Annotated in this window: 1 protein-coding gene; it reads left to right on the top strand. The window is 53.0% G+C overall.

Annotated elements, in window-relative coordinates:
• The coding region (locus AC1DRJ_RS25965; RefSeq protein ID WP_477804674.1) for an ATP-binding cassette domain-containing protein at positions 1-1,913 on the top strand (1,913 nt) is incomplete at both ends.

Below are 1,913 nucleotides of genomic sequence, written 5' to 3'. Positions count from 1 at the left end.
CGTTTCCAGAGGCCAGGGAAAGCGTCTTGAGTTGGCCAGAGCCTTGGTCGCACAGCCGCAGTGGATCTTCATTGACCAACCCACTTCGGGTCTGGACGAAAGACTCGCGGCGGGCCTGCTTGTTTCACTTCTGCAAGGTCCATGGCGCGATACCAACGTCATTTTTGTCACGGACAAACAGGAAGAGAAAGCGGCCGCGCAAGAAGTCTGGACAGTGGCGGGCGGCAACATTGCGCACGTGCAAACCAATCAACTTGCAGCGCATTCACACCCTGTTGGCACCCGCTCCGAGAACCTCACCCCGGTTGTTCCGGCAGACGAAGCAGAGCCTCTCTCTGTACCCGAGCGGTCAAAAACTGCAACGACACGCTCAAGGTCAATCACAAGAAGCCTGCTGGATTTCGGCCTGTGGAAAATCTCGTTGATAGCCTTCGCGCTATTCGCCCTTAAAGAAGTGTTTACCATTGCGGGCGATTACATTATTGCCAGCGGTTATCTCACGACACACTTGCAGCTGTCCTTGATCGGGCTGGTCAGTGTTTTAGTGGTGAGTGCGGTCCTGTCGATTTTCGGGGCGCTGATTACCGTCAGGAAAAGTATTGATGCAGCCTCAACCCAATGCATTCATTACTTCGCTAATTTGATGAATCCAGGCCTGGACCACACCCTGGCTCAAGAGGTTAATCGTGACAGTCAGAACAAGCTGACCTGGGATCAGCGTCGCGTCGATGAGGTTCTGCCGGTGTTGTTGCTGGAAACGGTTGGCGCCGTAACCTTGCTGTTGATAACAATCGGCTACGTCATGCTGAACAACCTCTATGTATTGCTGCCGTTCGTTGTTATCGGGCTTTGCTACTGGTATGGCGCAAGAAACTCCGGCGAGTTACTCCGGCGATTCAATACCAGGGAAATCGACGCCACATCCACCTTGTTTGCACGTGTTCAGGCACTGAATTGGTCAGGTGGTCGATTTGATAATGCACACGACAATTCGATGATTCTGGATTGGTTGTCACCCAGCGTGACTACTCGGGCATTCGCCTCGCTGGACAATGCAGCAACGCGTCGCTGGTATAGCTACAAGCTGGATTTGATCGGCGTTTTTTTCCTGTCATGCATCGTTGCGTCAACGATTTACTTCCATGCAACGGGCACGGTCAGCATGGTGAACGTTTTGGCGATCAGTCTCTCCTACAGCCTGATTGCGATTTTTGCACGACTCGGCAGATGTCTCGTTGAACTCCGGCAAGTCCTGGACAGTGCTGATCGCCTGGTGGTTGCCAGCTTTCAGCCTCGACCTTCGCCGGTGCAGACAAAGGTCGGTTCGAATGCCCCGCTGGTGTCCTTTTCCGATGTCACGTTCATTAACCCGAACAGCGGCTCAACGGTGCTCGAACACTTCGACCAATCGTTCCATGAGAATGAAGTCGTTGTGATCATGGGTGCCAGTGGCGTCGGAAAATCCACGTTTGCCAACCTGGTAGTGGGCAGTTTGTTCCCAAGCCAAGGGCAGATATCCACGCTAGGCGGCACCGATGGGTACCTAGCACGCCAGCATGCGGAAGAAGTCCAGCTACTGACCTCCAACCCCGTGTTTAAACCGGGTTCGCTGGCGCAGCACTTTAACAACCCGTCACTGGAAGAACTCAATCAAGGCGCGGCCTATCTCGGGCTCTCGGATATTGTCGAGCAATTGCAGGATGGCTTTAACCAACACGTCCCCTGGAATGGTGAAGTAAACCTGAGCAAGTCAGAACTACAACGACTGGCATTGCTTGATCTGACCCTCAATACCCCGGCGATCGTCATCCTCGATGAAGCGACTTCAGAGTTGAACAGAGCGGATGAGGTTCAGTTGATTCAAAAGCTCATTTCTGCTCTGCCCAATACGTTGTTTTTCATCATTACTCACA

Source organism: Pseudomonas sp. P5_B2 (genome assembly GCF_056400445.1).
This window is presented reverse-complemented; position numbering and strand designations above follow the sequence as displayed.